The organism is Leptospira congkakensis, from assembly GCF_004770265.1.
Lineage (GTDB): Bacteria > Spirochaetota > Leptospiria > Leptospirales > Leptospiraceae > Leptospira_A > Leptospira_A congkakensis.
The window spans coordinates 348,963-367,194 of record NZ_RQGQ01000004.1; the positions used below are offsets into that span (position 1 = coordinate 348,963).

At 40.2% G+C, this 18,232-nt stretch carries 18 protein-coding genes; 8 read left to right on the top strand and 10 right to left on the bottom strand.

Translation table 11 applies throughout. The features are described 5' to 3' along the window. Nucleotide 1: 1 nt before the first annotated feature. Genes EHQ70_RS02645 through EHQ70_RS02655 form a run of 3 tightly spaced genes read right to left on the bottom strand, consistent with a single transcriptional unit; the run spans nt 2 to nt 3,958 of the window. On the bottom strand, nt 2-940 hold the full coding sequence (locus EHQ70_RS02645) for an LBF_2017 N-terminal domain-containing protein (protein ID WP_135583395.1): 939 nt from the start codon (nt 938-940) through the stop codon (nt 2-4). After that, nucleotides 937-1,833 (bottom strand): FecR family protein, encoded by an 897-nt coding sequence (locus EHQ70_RS02650; protein ID WP_135583396.1) that lies wholly within the window; start codon nt 1,831-1,833, stop codon nt 937-939. The genes EHQ70_RS02645 and EHQ70_RS02650 overlap by 4 nt, the downstream gene beginning before the upstream one ends. Before the next feature lie 22 nt (nt 1,834-1,855). Next, entirely contained in the window at nt 1,856-3,958 is a 2,103-nt protein-coding gene (locus EHQ70_RS02655) for a (Fe-S)-binding protein (protein ID WP_135583397.1), read from the bottom strand. A gap of 123 nt (nt 3,959-4,081) precedes the next feature. On the opposite strand from EHQ70_RS02655, the gene mqnC reads away from it, so the two are divergent. After that, nucleotides 4,082-5,197 carry a cyclic dehypoxanthinyl futalosine synthase gene (mqnC, locus tag EHQ70_RS02660; protein ID WP_135583398.1) on the top strand — a complete coding sequence of 372 codons (1,116 nt, stop codon included), beginning with the start codon at nt 4,082-4,084 and terminating at the stop codon, nt 5,195-5,197. 177 nt (nt 5,198-5,374) lie between these two features. On the opposite strand, the gene EHQ70_RS02665 is transcribed toward mqnC, so the two are convergent. The 3 genes from EHQ70_RS02665 to EHQ70_RS02675 all read right to left on the bottom strand — a co-directional run bounded on the left by EHQ70_RS02665 (nt 5,375) and on the right by EHQ70_RS02675 (nt 8,122). Beyond that, on the bottom strand, nt 5,375-6,535 hold the full coding sequence (locus tag EHQ70_RS02665; RefSeq protein WP_244288197.1) for a GGDEF domain-containing protein: 1,161 nt from the start codon (nt 6,533-6,535) through the stop codon (nt 5,375-5,377). Nucleotides 6,536-6,624: 89 nt separating this feature from the next. After that, complete coding sequence (locus EHQ70_RS02670; protein WP_135583400.1) at nt 6,625-7,443, bottom strand: GerMN domain-containing protein; 819 nt, start codon at nt 7,441-7,443, stop codon at nt 6,625-6,627. 34 nt (nt 7,444-7,477) lie between these two features. Continuing rightward, the gene (locus tag EHQ70_RS02675; protein ID WP_244288198.1) at nt 7,478-8,122 is read right to left on the bottom strand and encodes an HAD family hydrolase; all 645 of its coding nucleotides are present in this window, start codon (nt 8,120-8,122) and stop codon (nt 7,478-7,480) included. Nucleotides 8,123-8,204: 82 nt separating this feature from the next. Here EHQ70_RS02675 and EHQ70_RS02680 point away from each other — a divergent pair, with 82 nt between their 5' ends. From EHQ70_RS02680 to EHQ70_RS02690, 3 genes are read left to right on the top strand one after another with little or no spacing between them, the layout of a single operon-like run. After that, nucleotides 8,205-9,410: a KamA family radical SAM protein gene (locus EHQ70_RS02680; RefSeq protein WP_135584307.1), complete on the top strand. Its 1,206-nt coding sequence runs from the start codon at nt 8,205-8,207 to the stop codon at nt 9,408-9,410. Beyond that, nucleotides 9,407-10,402 carry a D-alanine--D-alanine ligase family protein gene (locus tag EHQ70_RS02685; protein ID WP_135583402.1) on the top strand — a complete coding sequence of 332 codons (996 nt, stop codon included), beginning with the start codon at nt 9,407-9,409 and terminating at the stop codon, nt 10,400-10,402. The genes EHQ70_RS02680 and EHQ70_RS02685 overlap by 4 nt, the downstream gene beginning before the upstream one ends. Further along, nucleotides 10,399-11,073 carry an iron-containing redox enzyme family protein gene (locus EHQ70_RS02690; protein ID WP_135583403.1) on the top strand — a complete coding sequence of 225 codons (675 nt, stop codon included), beginning with the start codon at nt 10,399-10,401 and terminating at the stop codon, nt 11,071-11,073. The genes EHQ70_RS02685 and EHQ70_RS02690 overlap by 4 nt, the downstream gene beginning before the upstream one ends. On the opposite strand, the gene EHQ70_RS02695 is transcribed toward EHQ70_RS02690, so the two are convergent. From EHQ70_RS02695 to bfr, 4 genes are read right to left on the bottom strand one after another with little or no spacing between them, the layout of a single operon-like run. Continuing rightward, entirely contained in the window at nt 11,065-11,418 is a 354-nt protein-coding gene (locus EHQ70_RS02695; RefSeq protein ID WP_135583404.1) for a DCC1-like thiol-disulfide oxidoreductase family protein, read from the bottom strand. The genes EHQ70_RS02690 and EHQ70_RS02695 overlap by 9 nt on opposite strands. 9 nt (nt 11,419-11,427) lie before the next feature. Then, nucleotides 11,428-12,573 (bottom strand): acetylglutamate kinase, encoded by a 1,146-nt coding sequence (locus tag EHQ70_RS02700; protein ID WP_135583405.1) that lies wholly within the window; start codon nt 12,571-12,573, stop codon nt 11,428-11,430. After that, a complete protein-coding gene (locus EHQ70_RS02705; RefSeq protein ID WP_425270016.1) occupies nt 12,570-13,763 on the bottom strand; it encodes a THUMP domain-containing class I SAM-dependent RNA methyltransferase in 1,194 nt (397 codons plus the stop codon). Before EHQ70_RS02705 ends, EHQ70_RS02700 begins: the two co-directional genes overlap by 4 nt. Further along, nucleotides 13,700-14,176, bottom strand: coding sequence for a bacterioferritin (gene bfr / locus EHQ70_RS02710; RefSeq protein WP_135583407.1), 477 nt, complete (start codon nt 14,174-14,176; stop codon nt 13,700-13,702). The genes EHQ70_RS02705 and bfr overlap by 64 nt, the downstream gene beginning before the upstream one ends. A gap of 78 nt (nt 14,177-14,254) precedes the next feature. On the opposite strand from bfr, the gene EHQ70_RS02715 reads away from it, so the two are divergent. The 4 genes from EHQ70_RS02715 to EHQ70_RS02730 are packed head-to-tail and all read left to right on the top strand — an operon-like array spanning nt 14,255 to nt 18,223. Then, nucleotides 14,255-15,355, top strand: coding sequence for a thiolase family protein (locus tag EHQ70_RS02715; RefSeq protein ID WP_135583408.1), 1,101 nt, complete (start codon nt 14,255-14,257; stop codon nt 15,353-15,355). Then, nucleotides 15,355-16,425, top strand: coding sequence for a lipopolysaccharide heptosyltransferase II (gene waaF, locus EHQ70_RS02720; RefSeq protein WP_135583409.1), 1,071 nt, complete (start codon nt 15,355-15,357; stop codon nt 16,423-16,425). The genes EHQ70_RS02715 and waaF overlap by 1 nt, the downstream gene beginning before the upstream one ends. Further along, nucleotides 16,412-17,731, top strand: a complete 1,320-nt coding sequence (locus EHQ70_RS02725) for an aminopeptidase P N-terminal domain-containing protein (RefSeq protein WP_135583410.1) — start codon at nt 16,412-16,414, stop codon at nt 17,729-17,731. Before waaF ends, EHQ70_RS02725 begins: the two co-directional genes overlap by 14 nt. Nucleotides 17,732-17,764: 33 nt before the next feature. Continuing rightward, nucleotides 17,765-18,223, top strand: a complete 459-nt coding sequence (locus EHQ70_RS02730; RefSeq protein ID WP_135583411.1) for a MarR family winged helix-turn-helix transcriptional regulator — start codon at nt 17,765-17,767, stop codon at nt 18,221-18,223. The last annotated feature ends 9 nt before the right edge of the window (nt 18,224-18,232 follow it).

Here is an 18,232-nt window from a genome sequence, read left to right on the forward strand (position 1 = left end):
ATTAGTTCCCTTGGTTGTTTTGTTTCAGATAAATTTTATTAGGAATCTCTTCATTGCCCAATCGATCTATGGCTGAAATTTCAATTTCCAAATCATTCGTACAAGAATTGAGAATACCCATCCAGGAATTTTTTGGATCCCACTCGAACCATTCTGATTGTAAATTTTTTCCACAGATTGTGCGAAACCGAATGGTATCAAGCCCCGAACCCTCATCGATAGCATTCAGTTGGAGATTTGTATTTTTTGAAACGTATTGAATGGATGACTTTTTATAAGTTTCTGGCTGCCAATGGAACTCAGTTTTTGGTGGAGTGTTGTCTACACTAAATTCCCAAACCTGCATAGAATCAGAAACCCCTAGTTCATTTGTGACTTGATATTCTAATTTATAATCTCCATCTTTCGAAAAACTAAGTTCGGGAAGTTTGGTTACTTTCCATGCTCCTCCGTTCAAACGATATCGAACGGATGTTTTCATTGGATGTATGAGGATAGGTTTTACTTGGATTTTGTTTTCGGTCAAAAAGAAATGATTGGTTCCTTTTGCATTGCTAATGGGAACAAGTACATCTGCCGTATTGGGTTTACGAGACACTACTTTTGTAGGTTCTTTTGGTTTCGGTTGTCCAAAGGAACCTACGGCATACAAATCCGTCCAAAATCCTCGGACTTGGCGTTTGGCAACGGCACGAATGCGAAAGTATTCATATCCATTAGGAATAAAAAGTTGAATTTTACCAGGATTGGAAAGCACACGGAAGGGAATTTCTAAATCAAAAGAAGTTTGTTTCCATAATTCAAATTCGTATTGGATGATATCTTCTCTATCCGGTTCTAAAGTAAAACGTATGGTTTTTGATTCGGAAAATATTGGAGTGCCTGTCGCCACCAAGAAAGAGAAAATGAAAGAAAACTGGAAACGGAATATAAGATTCATTCTTCTTTTGGTTTTGGTGGGTCCGGTAAAGTAAATGGTTTTAACGGAGGTTTTCCTTTTTCTACAAAGGTAGCAAATCCGGAAGCAACATTCACAGTGACATTTTCGGCTGTTACAGCCACAAGTCCCTCGTAACAACTTAAAGTTGTGTTTCCAGAAGCATCAACCTCAGTCACAAAATCGGTTCCTCGAACCTCAGATACTGCCGCGTCTGTTTTTAAGAGAAACATACGTTGGTTAGATGATGGTTTTTTCTGAATCAGGGAACGAATTCTTCCTCTACGTAAGTAGAGTTCATCTGGTTCCGTATCTGATTTTCCTTTTTCCATAATCACATGGCTGTTTTCTGTAATTTCAAACCGTGATCCTGATAACAAAAGAAACTGTGCTTCTGATTCTTTGAAGGTTCTAACTTCATCCTTAGCATAAAGTCCTTCTCCAAGAGTAGCCCCAGCCCAATCAGATTTTTTTTGAGATACTTTTAGAACTTCAGTTTTTCCTGAATATCTTTGGATGTCTGCTAAGGGTTTTTTACCCAGACTTTTTGGGATCCATAACTTCATTCCTGGAATGATGAGATTGGGATTATCGATTTGATTGGATTTCAGAAGTTCTTTCCACTTCCTTGGATCATCCAAATAGGTTTTGGAAATGATACTTAAGGTTTGGCCTTTTTCCACTATGATCGTGATTCCATCTCCATCCGGAGGTTGGATGATTGGTTTCGATTCAGCAAAAACTGAGATAGGCGAGAAGCTTGTTAAAATGATAAAAAGAAAAAGATAAAAAGAGAAAGGGAAACGGAGTGGTTCCCCAATAAAAAAGGCGGAAGTTTCCTTCCACCTTTTCCTTCGATACAGATTACTAAAGATGAGGAAATTTTGAAAATTCATACAATCCTCATCATTAGACTTGTTAGTCGATGTTTTCGGCAACTAATTCTGCAATGTCTTTTACTTTTACAGAATCAATTTTTTCTGCCGCTTTGACACCATCTGTAATCATTGTGATACAGAATGGACAAGCAGTTGCGATGGTAGTGGCTCCCGTATCCAGAAGTTGTCCAGTACGTTTGCTATTCACACGTGTACTTTCTGGGTTGGATTCATCCACATGTTCTTCCATCCAGTACTGCGCACCACCCGCACCACAACAAAGTCCTTTGGAGTGATGGTCGACTGCTTCTTCGATTTTACCACCGGATACTTTTTTCACAACATCACGAGGGTTGTCGTAATTGTTGTTATAACGACCTATGTAACAAGAGTCGTGGTAAGTATATTTTCCAGTGTTTGCATCATCAGCCACTTTCACATCAATTTTACCATCTTTAGAGAGTTGGTTGATGTATTCCGAATGGTGGATGACTTCGAAGTTTCCACCAAATTGTGGATATTCGTTTTTGATTGTGTTGTAGCAGTGTGGACAAGCAGTAACGATTTTTTTAATTCCGTAACCGTTGATTGTGTCTACGTTCGTTTGCGCTAGAGTTTGGTATAGGTATTCGTTACCACCGCGGCGAGCCGAATCTCCAGAACAACCTTCTTCGGTTCCAAGTATTCCAAAGTTTACTTCAGCCTTTTGCATGATTTTAACAAAGTCACGAGAGATCTTTTTGTTTCTTTCATCAAAAGCACCCGCACAACCTACCCAGTAGAGTACGTCCACGTTTTTGTCTTCTGCTTCTGAAAGAACCTTAACACCAAGTCCATCAGCCCAATCAGCTCTTGTATGAGCTCCCACACCCCATGGATTTGAATTGTTTTCCATGTTTGTGAAGGCTTTTTGTAGTTCTGGACTCATTTTTGATTCGGCAAGAACTAAGTGACGGCGCATTTCAATGATGGCGTTTACTTGGTTGTTTCCAACAGGGCATGCTTCAACGCACGCATAACAAGTAGTACATCCCCAAAGTGCTTCTTCACTTAAACCTTCATGTGAGTTGATGACTCCGGTTTCTAAAGCAGCAACTGCCTCTGCACCTTCCTCAGGAGTTTTGCCTGCACGAGCAGCCGCAACTTCTGGCATCTTCTCTAACATTTGGTGTTTGAGTTCTACAATGATAGCCTTAGGATTTAAAACTTTTCCTGTTCTGTTTGCTGGGCATTCTACTTGGCAACGACCACATTCAATACAAGACATACCATCGAGTAGGTTTGGCCAAGGAAAGTCTTCTACGCGGTTCGATCCCCAAACGGCATTTTCATCATCTAAATTGAGTTTTGATAATTGGCCTTTAGGAGTGTCTGTCGCAAGAAAGTAGTTAAACGGAGCAAAAATTAAGTGAGCGTGTTTTGATGTAGGAACGTACAACATAAACGAGAACACAGTGATGATATGTCCCCACCACATAATTTGGAAAACGATGTCGGCAGAAGAGTTCGCAACACCAATGGATTCCCAAACGGATCCGATAGCTCCATCAATGAGACCGGCATGAGTGAAATAAGTTGCCGCAACTGTTTTAGCACCATTCCCAAGTAAGGTGGTTACCATAAGAGTAGCGATCATACTGATCACAACTGCAGAAGCAGGAGAGTGAACATCAAGACCTTTTGCTTTTTTGATCCAACGTCTCCAAGCAAAGAATCCAAGACCGGTTAATACAAGAATGGAAACATAGTTTACTGCTTGTTCATAAATATGGTTTGCAGATTCACCCAAAAGAAATTCAGGAAGAGCAAATTTGTAAGGGTCATCCATTACATAACCAAACACACCAGCAACCATTTGGCTTGTTGTGTGGATGGTATACACGAGGAATCCGTAGAATACAAATGCGTGCATGATACCGCGCACTGGTTCACGAAAGTTTTTCTTTTGGAGGACTACGTTTATCAGAAAACTCTTTAAACGGAATCCGATATTTAGGTTCTTTTTAGCATCTTCATTGAAGAAAGCAGGACGACCATTGAAGATCAATCCGAGCCTATAAAGGATGGCGCGGACAAAGACAATGTTTGCCACGACGAAAAATGCTGTGAATAATAGGTGAAAGAGTATTCTTCCGATATCCATTTATGTTTATGCCCTTAAGGTGTTTGGTATTTCCTAGGATTTGTATAGAAAAATGAATGTCCAGGAAAATTCGGTTTTTACAGGGATCTATAGGCAGATTTCCTGTCCAAGTAGGTAGAGACCATGAACTTAGACTCGTTTTCATTTAGCCCGAATACCCCCAGTGATGCCATCCTTTTGCGTGCGGCAGAGGGCAAACGCATCTCTCCAGAGGAAGCCCTCATCCTTTACAAAGAAGGTGATTTTTTAAAGATCCAAATGGTGGCTCGCTACTTACGAGAAAAAATAAGGCCCCATACCCAGGCCAGTTACACAATGTTCCGGGTTGTGAACTATACAAATTATTGTAATGTTGAGTGTAGTTTCTGTTCCTTTATGGATGAGATTGGAAACGGAAAAGGATATGTCCTTTCGAAAAAAGAAATTTTGCAGAAAATGGATTACGCTGTGGAGGAAGGAGCGGACCAAATGTTCCTCCAGGGGGGAGTGTATCCAAACCTTCCTTTTGAATATTATTTAGATGTGATTCGCTCTGTAAAAGCAAAATATCCGAAGATGCATATCCGTGCTTTTTCGCCAGTGGAAGTGATCAATTTAGAAACAATCACTGGAAAGCCATTACGAGAAGTATTACTGATTTTAAAAGAAGCAGGCCTTGATTCCGTCCCTGGTGCTGGGGCCGAAATTCTCACGGAAAGAATGCGCCAAATCATCTCTCCGAAAAAAGCCACTGTATCCGAATGGGTACGAGCTATGGAAACCTGCCACGAAGTGGGACTTCTTGGATCGGCAAACGTAGTTTTTGGTTCGGAAGAAACTGAAGAAGAAGTAATCGAACATTTAAGTGTCGTTCGGGACCTCCAAGACCGCACGGGTGGATTTTTATCTTTTATTCCTTGGACTTTCCAACCGCAAACAAAACGTTTTAAAGTGAGACCAGTTCCCACACATGAATACCTAAAGGTTCTCGGAATCTGCAGGATCTTCCTGGATAATATCAAACATATTGAAACTTCTGTGATGGTTTTAGGAAAAGGTGTGGGGCAACTGGCTCTTTATTCCGGTGCTGATGATATTTCTTCCGTTGTGATTGAAGAAAATGTCCTTCGTTCCTTTGGATTGAAAACAGAAAAGGAAGCACGAAAATTTTTGACGGAAGGTGGGTTCCAACCGGTTCGCAGAAATTTACTCTACGAAGAAGAATATGACTGCAACCAGGTGGGAGCAGATTCCAACTAGATTTCCAATCTATCAAATCTTCTGGCTTTGCCTTGGTCTCGGTAGGTAAAAAAAAAGATGGGGGATTAGAGCTCCCCATCTTTCGAAATTTTACACCTTATCCGTAATGGACATAAACTGAGAATCAGTCTCAATATCAACACTAAAGATTTTTGTAAAACTTGTCGATCATTTTTTTTAAGATTCGATGAGAGTGATCCGGTTTCTGCCCTCATTTTTTGAGGTATAAAGGGCCGTATCAATTTTGTGGTAGAGTTCGTCAAAGCTAGGATCGTCTTCGGGACGGAATAGTGTGGCTCCAATGGAGACAGTTAGGGTCAAAGATTCCCCTGGTTGGTTGTGGATGGGGATCAGAAGACGTTCTAATTTTTCACGGATGGACTCCGTCAGGATTTCTAATCCTTCTTTGTCGATAGGAGAAACAAGTAAACAAAACTCATCACCACCAATCCTTGCTGCAATGTCAGTGATCCTTGTCCTAGACTTAACTGTTTTGGCAAAGGCTTGGATGGCAAGGTCTCCTTGTTTGTGACCATATTTGTCATTGATGAGTTTTAATCTGTCCAAATCCAAAATCACTAGTCCAATGATGAATCCTTCGCGGTTGGATCTTTTTTTATAGAGATCAAATTGTTCTAATAAATGCCTTCTATTAAAAAGTTCGGTCATTGAATCAACCCTAGATAGATCCTCTATCTTTTGATTGATCCGAAGTAATTTACCAACAGTGATTCGTAATCTAGCTTTGACTCTGTACTCTTCAAACCGCCAGTAGTTGATGAGCAGGTTCGCGACAAATCCAAAAACAAGTAAAAAGAAAACAATCAGAACGTCTTGGTAAAAGATAAAACGATCAAACCCTTGGATACGGGAAACGTTTAAGTGTAAAGGGATAAAAACGGCAATGTACAAAGTGGAAAGTAATAAAATTCGAAAGGGTTCAATCCACAAAAGGATAGAGGCACTCGCAATGACGATAGCCGAACCAAAAAGATAATAAGCATGATTGGGTTTATCATACACCATCATGGGGATATAAAGCAAAATAAGAGCAATGAGAACCAAACTTGTGATCCCATAGATATGCCTTTGGAATAGCCGAACTCTTTTTTTTCCAAAAAGGTAAACAAAGAAACAAATGGCTAAGGAAGAGATTCGAAAGAAAGCAATCCAGAAACTAGCTTCCTTTGTACGAACGAGTGAATCGACAAAAAGTAAAGAAACAATAGAGGTAACCGCAGTCATGACACTAAAAATCTGCAACGAGGAACCTATATCGGAAATATTTGTGGAGGTGAAGGTAGGGTGGTAGATTCGTAAAAACATTTTACGAAACACAAAAAAATACCTTTTGATTGTATGCCTACGCATGAATAAACCAGGACTTAGAATACAGGAAATCTACCATCTGTAAACCATTTACTGGGTCAGAAAATGATTACCTTTCTCTGAGATTTTGCGAGTATTTCCGGAATGGACAATCCATCACTTCCTAACGTGCGGATCCTTTCTCCATTGGAATAAAGAATGACCCCTTTAATTCCAAAATTACCAACCATTGTAAAAGAGATCTGGTCCAACCTATCTTTTAGGATCTCCATACTTCCGCCGTAGCTAATGTCTTCCGATACGGAAATATGCAGGATTCCGTCTTCCAATCGATAGTTAGGTTCCATTCGAACCTTTTTGGAGAGTGCCGATAAAACACCTTTTCCTTTTTCTTCCGCATTTGGACCTTTGGTGAGTTCTTGGAATAAAAAGGGAATGGGATCTCCACCTGGAAATTCACGGGAAAGTTTTACGAGTTGGGACTGGCTATTTTTACCAGTGCCATAAAATTTTAAAAAGTAAACAGGTAGAAAACCAGCATCCGCTTGCAGGCGTTTGCCGGCACCAGGGAATCGATCTTCCGGAAGAGTGATTTCAGGAATGGTATCATCCACGAGTTTTGTGCGTGATTTTTGTTTTGGTTCTGCATCTGGAAAGGTTTGCGTGAGGACTTCTTCTTCCCAGTTTAAATCATCTTCCCAGGTTTCTTTGCTAAAAGGATCCGTTGGTTCCGCAAATTTTGTTTTTTCTTGGGTTTTGCCGATGTTACGAAACCCTTGTTTGGGAAATAAATTTCCAGCGGCTTTTGGATCAAACCCCATCGATTTTTCAATGAGGACCAGTACAAGGAAAATTCCGCCAAGCAAATAGCGTAAAGATTTCCATTTATCTTCTTGGATTTGGGGAAGTACCGCCACACTATAAATGTCGGAGAGGGTAGGAAAAGGGAATTTAAAAAAACTCTTTTAAAGTCGGTAAATCGTCGAATTTCCAGTAAAAATCTGGAATTTCACCCGGAAGTCCATGCCCATAGGTGCAAAATCCAAAGGGGCAACCGTTTTCTTTGGCTGCTTCCCAATCGCTATATCTGTCTCCGATCATAGCAATGGATGTTGGTTCTAAATTGTATTTGCGAACATACTCAGCAAGAATTTCACCCTTGGTATGGATGGTGTCTTGGTTGATGACAACGATTGGTTCAAAGTATTGCAAAACACCAGCTGTGTCTAAAACAGTTTCAATATAGGCTTTTCTTCCATTGGAAGCACAAGTGATGGTATAACCTTTTTCTTTAAGGTAGTGAATGGTAGATCCAACACCTGCATAAAAATCCCCTCCGCCGCTCCGAATGGAATCACAGAGAAGGTCTAGAACCCTTCCAGAAATTCCATCTCTTTCTACTTCTGGCAAACTAGGGAGAAGATTGGCAAAAATGGTTCGCACTGGTTTTCCAATCTCATTCATAATCTGGTCATGGGTCGGTAAGGACGCGATTTTTCCCGTCTTGGCAGCAAACTCTTCGATTGCCTGCACGTACGTCTTAAAGATTATGGATTCTGAGGAAAATAAGGTCCCATCGACATCGAAGGCGACCATGCGGATTTCCCCCAGGCGGTTTTTTTGCATTACCACCAGAAAAGTATTTGGTGGTCTCTTGGCAAGTAAGGAATTGGAAGTTATGCTCGTGCAAAGCAGTTTATCAGAAGTTCTTCGGGCGCGTGAAGAGTTGTATTCCCGAACAAATTGGACGGATCATACCTCGCAGCTGCAAAACCGAATCAAAGGAGAAGACCTTTCTCGGTATTTTGTGCTGACAGAATCGGAAGAAATTGGAATCCGAGAAACCATTCGTTTGCATGTTTCTACTACCCCTTATTATCTTTCCTTGTCCAGTCCGAATGATCCCAATTGTCCCATCCGAAGGATGATTGTTCCAAGATCCGAGGAAGCTGTACTTTCCTCAGAAGAAAGTGCTGATCCTTTGGAGGAAGAACGACTAAGTCCTGTTCGTGGGCTCACTCATATGTATCCGAACCGGGTCTTATTATTTTCCAACCATTCTTGTAGTGTGTACTGCCGCCATTGTATGCGCGGTCGAAAGGTTTCTTCCAATGAGGAAAGAATGGAAAAAGGGGATTTAGAAAAGGCATTCGAATACATCCGAAACCATCCAGAAGTGGAAGATGTTGTGATTAGCGGGGGTGATCCCTTAAATTTAGCCGATTCTCGAGTGGAATGGATTTTGTCGGAACTAAACTCCATTCCTCATGTAAAAATCTGTAGGTTAGGCACAAGAAATCCTGTTACTTTGCCTTTCCGGATCACAGAGTCACTTTGCAAAATCATTGAAAAATATAACAACGAGCACCTATCTATTTTTTGTAATACTCAGTTCAACCATCCTATTGAATGTACAAAGGAATCCAAAGAAGCCATTCTTCAGTTGCTAAAGGCAGGTGTATCCGTCGGAAACCAGTCTGTTCTTTTAAAAGGGATTAACGATGAGGAAGAGACCATGCTCACTCTTCATAAAAAACTTTTAGAGATGCGAGTCCGCGCTTACTATCTTTATGACCCGGAGCTCATCCCTGGATCTAGAGGTTTTCGCACTCCACTTGCCCGTGGGATAGAAATTGTAGAATATATGCGTGGCAAAATTGGTGGGATGGGAATTCCGCAATTTGTGAACGACCTTCCTGGCGGCGGTGGAAAAATCACCATTGCACCTAACTGGTATTTGGGTTATATTCCTAAAACTCGCCAACATGTTTTCCGTTCGGCGGTCACAAAAAAAATCCATCTTTCCTTCGAACCGGTAGATTCCAACAAAGAATCTTATTATCCTATATTAAGCGATTCTGATTTGGAAAAACTAGGATTATGAAACGCACCGTCATTCTCGCTTGTGATGTATATGACCCCAAAACCCCTGAACTTTGTCAGGAATGGGAATCTGACGAAACCATTCAGAATATGGAAAAAACCATCCAGGATTTAGGTTATGATGTGGCAGTTCTATCAAACCCCTCCGAGATTGCCTCTGTTCTAAGTGGGATTCCTGTAACAGAAAGAACCCATTGGATGGTTTGGAATTTGGTAGAAGGATACCATTCACAAAGTCGCGAGGCTTATATACCGGCGTTATGCGAATATTTAGCCGTTCCTCATACTGGTAGTTCTGCTGCAGTCCAAACCCTCACTTTGGATAAATACAAAACCAAGGTTTTTTTAAAATCCTTCGGGATTCCAACGGCAGATTTCTGGTTAGTGGAAGATCCAAAGGAGAAACTGATCGCAAATTTTCCATTATTTGTAAAACCCAATGGCGAAGGTTCCAGTCTCGGGATTGGAGAAAAAAACCTCATCAAAACATCCGCAGACTGGGAAGAGGTTGTACCGGCTCTTGTGGAAAAATACAATACGGTCCTAGTCGAATCCTATCTCTCGGGAAGGGAACTCACGATTGGAGTTCTTGGAAACAAGGGAAATTACGAAGCCACAATACCGGCGTTTGTTGACTATCCGGGACCAGTCTACAGCGACCTTGTCAAATCAAAGGAAAGTTTTGTAGAATCCTTGGATTTTAAAGTACCAGAAGGACTTGCTAACTCTCTTCAGACTTATGCCATTCAGATTGCGAATTTACTCGGAAGTTCTGGATACCTTCGCATCGATTTTAAATTAGAAAAAAACTTACCCTATCTACTCGAAGTGAATGCTACTCCCGGGTTTTCTTCCATTTATTCCACCTTGCCCTTGTTATGGGAAAAAATGGGAAAAACATACTCGGAACTTCTAAACCATTGTTTAGATCTGGGATTTTCCGAATACCAACATCATTATCGTTATCAATATGCAAAGGATAGAAACCTATGAACATCGTCGAAACTTTAAAAAAGGATGTGGAAACCCATCCAGTCCTTAGATCGCAATGGTTATTAGAACGAAATATTTCAATGAGTTTTAATGACTTAATTTTATGGCTAAGCCAAGAATACTTTGTATCAATTGGTTTTGTGGATTGGTTTTTGAAAGTGGCTGCCAAGACCCGGGACCAAAATGCAAAGATCATTCTTGTCGAAAATATTTGGGGAGAACTGGGAGAAGGTAAAATAGAAGACACTCATGTTTCGATTTTAATCGAATTTTTAACAAAGTTAAACTTTGATTTTACAAATCATCATTTGTTACCCGAAACAAAAACCTATTTGGATAAAATGGAATCCATCATTGAAAAAGGATTCTTCTATGGACTCGGAGCATTAGGGCCTGCCAACGAATACCTTCTCAAATTAGAATATTCACAAATTGCGCGCGCTTACCAAAAACTAAAATCGGAAATGGCACTGCCCGAAGGTAAATTTTTTCAAGTGAACCTAGACGCTGACGAAGGCCATAGCCAAAAAATGTTTGAACTCATTGAAGAAACTGCCAAATCGGAGGAAGCTCAAAAACAAGTGATCGAAGGGAATTTACTGGCACTTGTTGCTCGGGAAGATTTTTACACTGGGCTTTCTCGTTTGGATAAGGAGCGAGTTTTAACTTAGTTTTGTTCGGAACCGCTTCAAGAGATACATCGTTGCCATTCCGAGAAACGGAACTAGCGGCAAATACAAAAGAAAACTAAAGTATTTGTATTTGTCCATTTTCCAAAATAGTTGCCTTACCGCAAAAAATCCAGGATACCGATTTCCAGATTCGATGAGTTGGACTTCTCCTGCACAAAGATCTTTGTTTAGTTGTTTGTGGATGGACTGAAGTTCGGTGTCTGTTAGTTGGTGGAAGGAGACAATGGCAATTTGATCCTTTGTTTTTTCACGAATGGATTTGGCAAGGCGAGTGCAAAACCCACAGTTTCCATCATAAACTAATACTGAATTTTTAGTTTGCATTAGAATTAGTTACTTGGGAAAAAAATCTTCCGGTTGTGATTTCAAAGTTTGGATTGTCGCAGGAATGAGTGACTGGTCGAGTCCCAACCAATAATAATACCAACTTTCATCCTTTTCAATCCCTTGGGCGACCGACATATACCATTTATTGATATTATTGTCTGGTTTACTCCTCCAAAATAGAGGTCGGCAATGTTCTAAAATTTGGTCCCAAATGTCTCGACCGACACCCGCTCCACGAGCAACCCCATTGACAGCAAATTTAGAAAGTAAATATCCATGTTCTGTTTTTTGCATCCAAGCGCAGGCCCGGTAAGATTCTTCTAAAAATAAAACATCAAATTTTGTTTTATAAAACTCTGGTTTTAACGGTTTCCCAAAAGATTCTTCAATGAGTTGAAAAACTCTTGTCATATCAACATCATCTGTGGAATGGCATACTTTGATTTTGTTTTTTCGCTTAACAAGTGTTCCGCTTCCCTTCACGGTAAAAAGTTCAGTAAGCAACGTGAATGGGGAAGTGAGAACAATACTAAATTTTGGATCTTCAATCTTGGACAAAAGATCCTCAGAAAGTTGGATGAATTCATCCTGCGATCTGGATAAAGTCATACCTTCTGGTAAGGATAACCTAGAATCACTTTGTAAGATGGATTTTACCTTACTCGTATTTGGGTCTTTCAATGGCCCATCAATGGATACATAAATTACTTTTGAAGAATGAAGGATGGAACGACAACGATCCAAAAGTGCTGAAAGTTTTTCAGATTCATCATCCCAAAGTAAGATGGGAATTTTTTTTTGACGAATGCTATTTGTTACTTCTTCCTTTAGAGATTGGTTTCGATCCACTACTTGGTAGGAAAAACCAAGGCTTCTTTCCCCATCTGCATTCATTTGTTCGAGTGGGAAAAAAACCTTCAAATATTGAAAGCTGTCCACTTCTAAAACAACAAAGGGAAAAAGATCGAGTTGGTAGAGGAGTTTTAGATCTGAAAAAAGAGCCTCAGAGCTATTAAAAATAGTTTCTGAATCTGCATACAGAATCGCAAACGATTCGGGAGATAAAGATTGGAATTCTTTTAAGAAAAGAAGTCCATCTCTTGGATCTCTTGTGATTTCAAAGACTCTGCTGAGTACGTCTTTGGAATTCATTTCCCCCCTCGGATCTCATAATCTACAATCTTTGCTTTGAGGTTTGCATGTTTCAAACTTAAATGTGCGTTTTCTTTGAGTCCAAACTTCCCAAGGAGAGAAAAATCTCCCGAAAGAACGGTAAACTTCCAACCGCCAAATTCATTTTTAATGACCTTTCCAAATTGAAAATACATCTCTTTTAGGTCATCCATTGGTTTCCCAATCCGATCCCCGTAAGGTGGATTTGTGACCACGTGACCTTTGTCTCCAAATTTGTTTTTTAGATCCAAACAGTTTCCAACTTCAAAGGAAACAAAGTCTTCGACTCCCGCCTCATAAGCGTTTTCTTTTGCTATGCGAATCGCTTCTGGATCCACATCAAATCCAAAAAGATGCGGGGAATTTGGTTTTTCCATTTTTCTTTCGGAAAACACATACGTAGGAAATAGGATCTGAAAGACAGGTGATTCAGCAAAAAGGAAACGATTGATTTCGCCATACAAACGTTCTCGGAGTGCGGCTTCAATGAGAATGGTTCCTGACCCGCACATGGGATCCACTAATGTACTTCCTTCTTTCCAACCGGAGACTTCGAGCATTGCTTGTGCGATGGGTTCCCTCACGGGAGCATTTCCTGCAAAGAGTCTGTATCCGCGTCTTCCCACTGGGTCTCCCGAAAGAGAAAGTTCAATGCTGAATTTGTCCGTATGCGATCTGACAACGATTGTGATATCCGCCATTCGTTTTTCGATTTCGGGAAGAGGGATTTTTTTACTGCGCAAACGATCGAGTACTGCATCTTTCATTCGATGCATCGTAAATTCTGAGTTTTTTAATTTGTCTTTAGTTTCGGCATCAATGCGAAAACTCACATCAGGGCCAATGTATTTTTCCCAAGGGAGTTCGCTGGCTTTGGCATAAAACTCATCGTAGGTTTCAGCATTCTCATGTAATAGCTGTAAGTTGAGTCTGGAAGCAAATTTTGTATGAATGGCAAACTGAATGACGTCTTCTTTTTTGCCGGAAAAAAAAACTCCACCTCTGTTAGAACTGCCTATTTTGAGGTGGTGAGCTTTTAATTCGGATTCCAAAAGCGGAGAAAGTCCTTCCCCGCAAATGGCATGGTAAGTAGGGTGAGTAGGTTTTATTCCGAGTCTCCTAATTTTTGAGCCAAGTAGTTTTGGATGCTGATAGAAGCGATGATGGATTTTTGTGTTTCAATCCAATCGATATGTTCTTCTTCGGAAACGAGAATCTTTTCCAAAAGTTCTCTAGTTCCGTTGTCTTTTGCAGCAACGCAGATATCGATTCCGCGATTCAATCGTTCCACAGCATTGTACTCCAACTGTAGATCATGATCCAACATTTCTGGAACGGTTTGGCCTACATTGATTTTTAGATACTTTTGTAAGTCAGGAGTTCCATCGAAAAATAGGATCCTTTCGATGATTTCATCTGCATGTTTCATCTCTTCGATAGACTCTTTTCTGAGGTATTCGGCAAGTTCCAAATATCCCCAATTTTTACAGACTTTTGCATGAATAAAATACTGATTGATGGCTGTGAGTTCTGCTGCTAGAACTTCCGCTAAAATGTCGATTACTTCTTTTTTTCCCTTCATATGGGTAGCCTCATTTTCTCTCTTCAAATGGAAAGATAATTGGTTTTCATAGAATAGGCAAGCGTAAAGTATATTCTAATGAAGAAAGTTTACATTCACAATCCAACATTGAGTGTATTCGGAAAACACAAAGGATCACAACTTGATTTATCCTTTGCGACCGCAAAACAATCTGTACATGAGTTTCAATCTCACAGAATTCAATTCATCATCTATGCTAGTTTTTCGCCTGATTCTTATAACAAAGAATACCATCTGTCCGCGAAACTTGCCGCAAGACTTGGTCTTCGTGATATCTATTCGATACGAATGGAAACAGCATCATCATCTGGAGCAGCTGCCTTTCAATTGGGAGTGAATTTGATTCTCAGTGGAAGATACGATCATGGACTTGTGGTTGCTACAGAACTTATGAGTCAATTGAATCGAGAGGAAAGTAATCTTTTGTTAGGTTCTGTTTTATCTGATTCACAACGATCTTTGGGAATGTCTATGGCACAAGGTGGGGCCATGATCACTCGTAAATACTTAGATGATTATGGTTACAAGGATGAGGATCTTTTTGCCATTGCAAAAAAACTTCACGACAACGGGCTAGAAAATCCAAAGGCACATATCAAAAAGAATTTGAGTCTGGAAGAATACCAAAACCAAACAAAAATCGCAAGCCCCTTAGGTTTGTATGATATCTCACCTTTGTCGGATGGATCGGCAGCCCTCATACTATCCAAGGAACCTAGTTCCATTTCTGTCAAAGGAATGGGTTCCGGAACGGCTCCCTTTTTAACTTCAGCGGATCCCAGTTTTCTTGCCAATCGAATCGCCTTTGAAAAGGCCTATGCTGAGGCAGGAGTGAACCCCCATGACATTGATTTTGCAGAATTACACGATGCTTTCACTCCTTTTGAGCTTGTAGGTGCCGAAGATGCTGGTTTTTTCAAACGAGGAGAGGCCTTATTCCAAGTAAAGGCAGGACTCACGCACCCTAAGGGAAAAATCCCTATCAATTCATCTGGTGGGCTCAAATCACGAGGCCACCCCGTGGGTGCTTCGGGTCTTGCACAAATTGTAGAACTTTGTCGCTTCTTTGAGGAATGGCCTGAAAAGCGGTTGGCAGTAGCACAAAGTATAGGTGGACTTGCTACAAACAACTTTGTGTCGATATTAGAACGAGACTGATGCCCGAAAAAATACTGATCATCCAAACTGCTTTCTTAGGTGACCTGATCCTATCCACTTCGTTTTTCCATGCGGTAAAAACAGAACACCCAGGGGCGGAAATCCATGTGCTTGTCAATGCAGGTACGGAATCTGTTTTGGATAACAATCCTGATTTAACGAAAGTTTGGTCATTAGACAAAAAACGAATCAAAAAGAATCCGTTTGCGTTTTTGCATTTCGCCGGATTGTTAAAAAAAGAATCCTTCAACAAAGTGTACTCAGCACACTTTTCGTTTCGATCCAGTTTATTGTCTTATCTCACTCGTGCACCCATTCGTATTGGATACAAGGAATCAGGATTTTCTTTTTTACATACAAGGACTGTACAAAGACCCAAACAAGGCCCCCATGAAGTAGAAAAACTTTTTTCACTTTTATTTGAAGAGTATGATTATCCAAGCGGACGAGAAAGAAGGCCTTATTTATTTCCAGGCCAGCTAGAGGAGGATTCCTTCCTAAGCAAAAAAAAGGGAATCCTTACGGGTGATGAAGGATACATTCTCATTGCACCATCATCTCTTTGGGAAACCAAAAGAATGCCGGAAGAGAAATTTGTCAGTGTCATCACCCAAATCTTACGCAAAAGAAAAGAAACTGTGATTCTTATTGGTAGCAAGGCTGATTTAGAAATTGAAAATACAATCTTTCGATTGATGAAAACGGAACCACTCCAACTCAGAGAAAGAGACCGTCTCCTTTCTCTAGTAGGAAAAACAAACCTAAAGGAACTTATGGTTTGGATTCGAAATGCAAACGCCATTATTTCCAACGATTCCAGTCCCATTCATTTTGCCTCTGCTTTCAACACTCCTACCGTAATGTTATATGGTGCAACCATCCCAGCATTCGGATATGGAAGCCTTTCCGATAGACATAAAATCATGGAGGTAAAAGGTTTAAATTGTAGGCCTTGCGGAATCCACGGTGGACGAATTTGTCCTGAAGGGCATTTCCGTTGTATGATGGACCAAAATCCCGTGCGTATTTTTGAAGCCTTAGAGGAAGTCATCTCTCATGAAATTACCTGATAAAAAAATAAAAGATTACAACAGTAAGTTGTACCGCAGCCGAATTGTTAACGTTCAAAAAAAATTAAAAACGGGTGAGATCTTTCTCTTATTTGCGGCAAGCCATAAAATTAGAAACAGAGATGTGGAGTATAAATTCCGTCAAAATTCGGATTTCTATTACCTAACAGGGATTACGGAAGAAGATTCTATCCTTGTCATCACAAAAGAAGTTGTTGGGATGTTTTGTTTACCCAAAGATAAAGAAAAAGAAATTTGGACAGGAATCCGACTCGGAAAAGAAAAAATCAAATCTATGTTAGGTTTAAATTTTTCTTACGACTTAAGTGATTGGGAAAAAGAACGACCTGCTATTCTCATTGGAAATCATACCCTCTACTATTTTTTTGGAGAAAATCCAGACCGAGACCGCGAACTCATTACGGAATGTCGCAACCTTTCGGAAAGAGCTCGCGAGGGAAAATTTGGTCCACACCGCATAGAACACCCTCATTTTTTACATGAGGAGAGACTCATCAAATCCAAAGAAGAAATTTCGCTTTTAAAAAATGCCGCCGAAGTCACAAAACTGGGCCATATGCGCATTATGCGAGAAAGTAAACCAGGGATGTATGAATACGAATTGGAAGCACTCCTTGACCAAGAGTATCTAAAATACGGCTCCATTGGTGGAGGTTATGGTCATATCGTTGCCTCCGGGAAAAATGCCTGTATTTTGCATTACGTCAATAATGATGATCTATTAAAAGAAGGTGATTTGGTTCTTGTGGATTCGGGAGCCGAGTGGAATTATTACACTGCGGATGTGACTCGTGTTTTTCCTGTAGGTAAAAAATTTACCGAAGCCCAAAAAACAATCTATGAAATTGTATTGTACGCACAAAAGAATGCGATTCTAAATTCTATTTCTGGAACTCCTTTCAATGAAGTTCATAAAAAAACAGTTCGTTTCTTAAGTGACTGCCTTCGCGAAATGGGTTTTCTAAAAGGAAGTTTAGAAGAAATCATCGATAAGGGAACTTATCGAAAATTTTATATGCACCGAACAGGCCATTACTTGGGAATGGATGTTCACGATGTGGGAAGATATTTTTTAGAAGGAAAATCCAGGCCGCTTAAGGACGGTCAGGTGGTCACAGTGGAACCTGGTTTATATTTCGATCCAACGGATGATTCCATCCCTAAAGAATTTAGAGGGATCGGAATTCGTATCGAGGATGATATTGTAATCCATGGAAAAACACCTATCAATCTAACAGAATCTATCCCTAAAGAAATTTCTGAAATTGAAGCTTTAAAGGCATAAACAATTCACTTATCTTGTGTTTGTTGGTAATTCATGAGTAGAGAACTTCCGAAACGATTTCGTTCTGTCCGTTATTTTGATCGAATCAGTTCCGAAATCGCTGAAATTGTTCGGTTGGAAATGGAAAAGTTAGGATACCCTGGCCTCACCACATCTCATTTTGAAATCCTTACCTTTCTTTTACGTAGCACCGTCCCGATCAATATGACACAAATTGCCAAAACCATTGAAAAAACAAAACCGACTTGTACGGTACTTGTGAACCGGTTGGTGAAAGAGGGTCTTGTCGAACGAAATCCTTCTCCAAGTGATGGAAGGGAGTGGGCTTTACTTCTATCGAAAGATGGGAAAAAAATAAGAAAGAAGATCGTGACTATTTCTGCCAAACTTCTTTCGTTACAAACTTGGGGAATCTCAAAAGAAAACGAGGATATTTTGTATCCTATCCTCGATCAAATTTACAAACATATCCGAAAGGAAAAAGAAAATTAGAAGTTTTGT

What these genes read in the sequence shown, in the direction of transcription:
- EHQ70_RS02645 (WP_135583395.1), bottom strand. Translation starts at nt 940, where the DNA reads ATGAATCTTATATTCCGTTTCCAGTTTTCTTTCATTTTCTCTTTCTTG.
- EHQ70_RS02650 (WP_135583396.1), bottom strand. Translation starts at nt 1,833, where the DNA reads ATGAATTTTCAAAATTTCCTCATCTTTAGTAATCTGTATCGAAGGAAA.
- EHQ70_RS02655 (WP_135583397.1), bottom strand. Translation starts at nt 3,958, where the DNA reads ATGGATATCGGAAGAATACTCTTTCACCTATTATTCACAGCATTTTTC.
- mqnC (WP_135583398.1), top strand. Translation starts at nt 4,082, where the DNA reads ATGAACTTAGACTCGTTTTCATTTAGCCCGAATACCCCCAGTGATGCC.
- EHQ70_RS02675 (WP_244288198.1), bottom strand. Translation starts at nt 8,122, where the DNA reads ATGGTCGCCTTCGATGTCGATGGGACCTTATTTTCCTCAGAATCCATA.
- EHQ70_RS02680 (WP_135584307.1), top strand. Translation starts at nt 8,205, where the DNA reads ATGCTCGTGCAAAGCAGTTTATCAGAAGTTCTTCGGGCGCGTGAAGAG.
- EHQ70_RS02685 (WP_135583402.1), top strand. Translation starts at nt 9,407, where the DNA reads ATGAAACGCACCGTCATTCTCGCTTGTGATGTATATGACCCCAAAACC.
- EHQ70_RS02690 (WP_135583403.1), top strand. Translation starts at nt 10,399, where the DNA reads ATGAACATCGTCGAAACTTTAAAAAAGGATGTGGAAACCCATCCAGTC.
- EHQ70_RS02695 (WP_135583404.1), bottom strand. Translation starts at nt 11,418, where the DNA reads ATGCAAACTAAAAATTCAGTATTAGTTTATGATGGAAACTGTGGGTTT.
- EHQ70_RS02700 (WP_135583405.1), bottom strand. Translation starts at nt 12,573, where the DNA reads ATGAATTCCAAAGACGTACTCAGCAGAGTCTTTGAAATCACAAGAGAT.
- bfr (WP_135583407.1), bottom strand. Translation starts at nt 14,176, where the DNA reads ATGAAGGGAAAAAAAGAAGTAATCGACATTTTAGCGGAAGTTCTAGCA.
- EHQ70_RS02715 (WP_135583408.1), top strand. Translation starts at nt 14,255, where the DNA reads ATGAAGAAAGTTTACATTCACAATCCAACATTGAGTGTATTCGGAAAA.
- waaF (WP_135583409.1), top strand. Translation starts at nt 15,355, where the DNA reads ATGCCCGAAAAAATACTGATCATCCAAACTGCTTTCTTAGGTGACCTG.
- EHQ70_RS02725 (WP_135583410.1), top strand. Translation starts at nt 16,412, where the DNA reads ATGAAATTACCTGATAAAAAAATAAAAGATTACAACAGTAAGTTGTAC.
- EHQ70_RS02730 (WP_135583411.1), top strand. Translation starts at nt 17,765, where the DNA reads ATGAGTAGAGAACTTCCGAAACGATTTCGTTCTGTCCGTTATTTTGAT.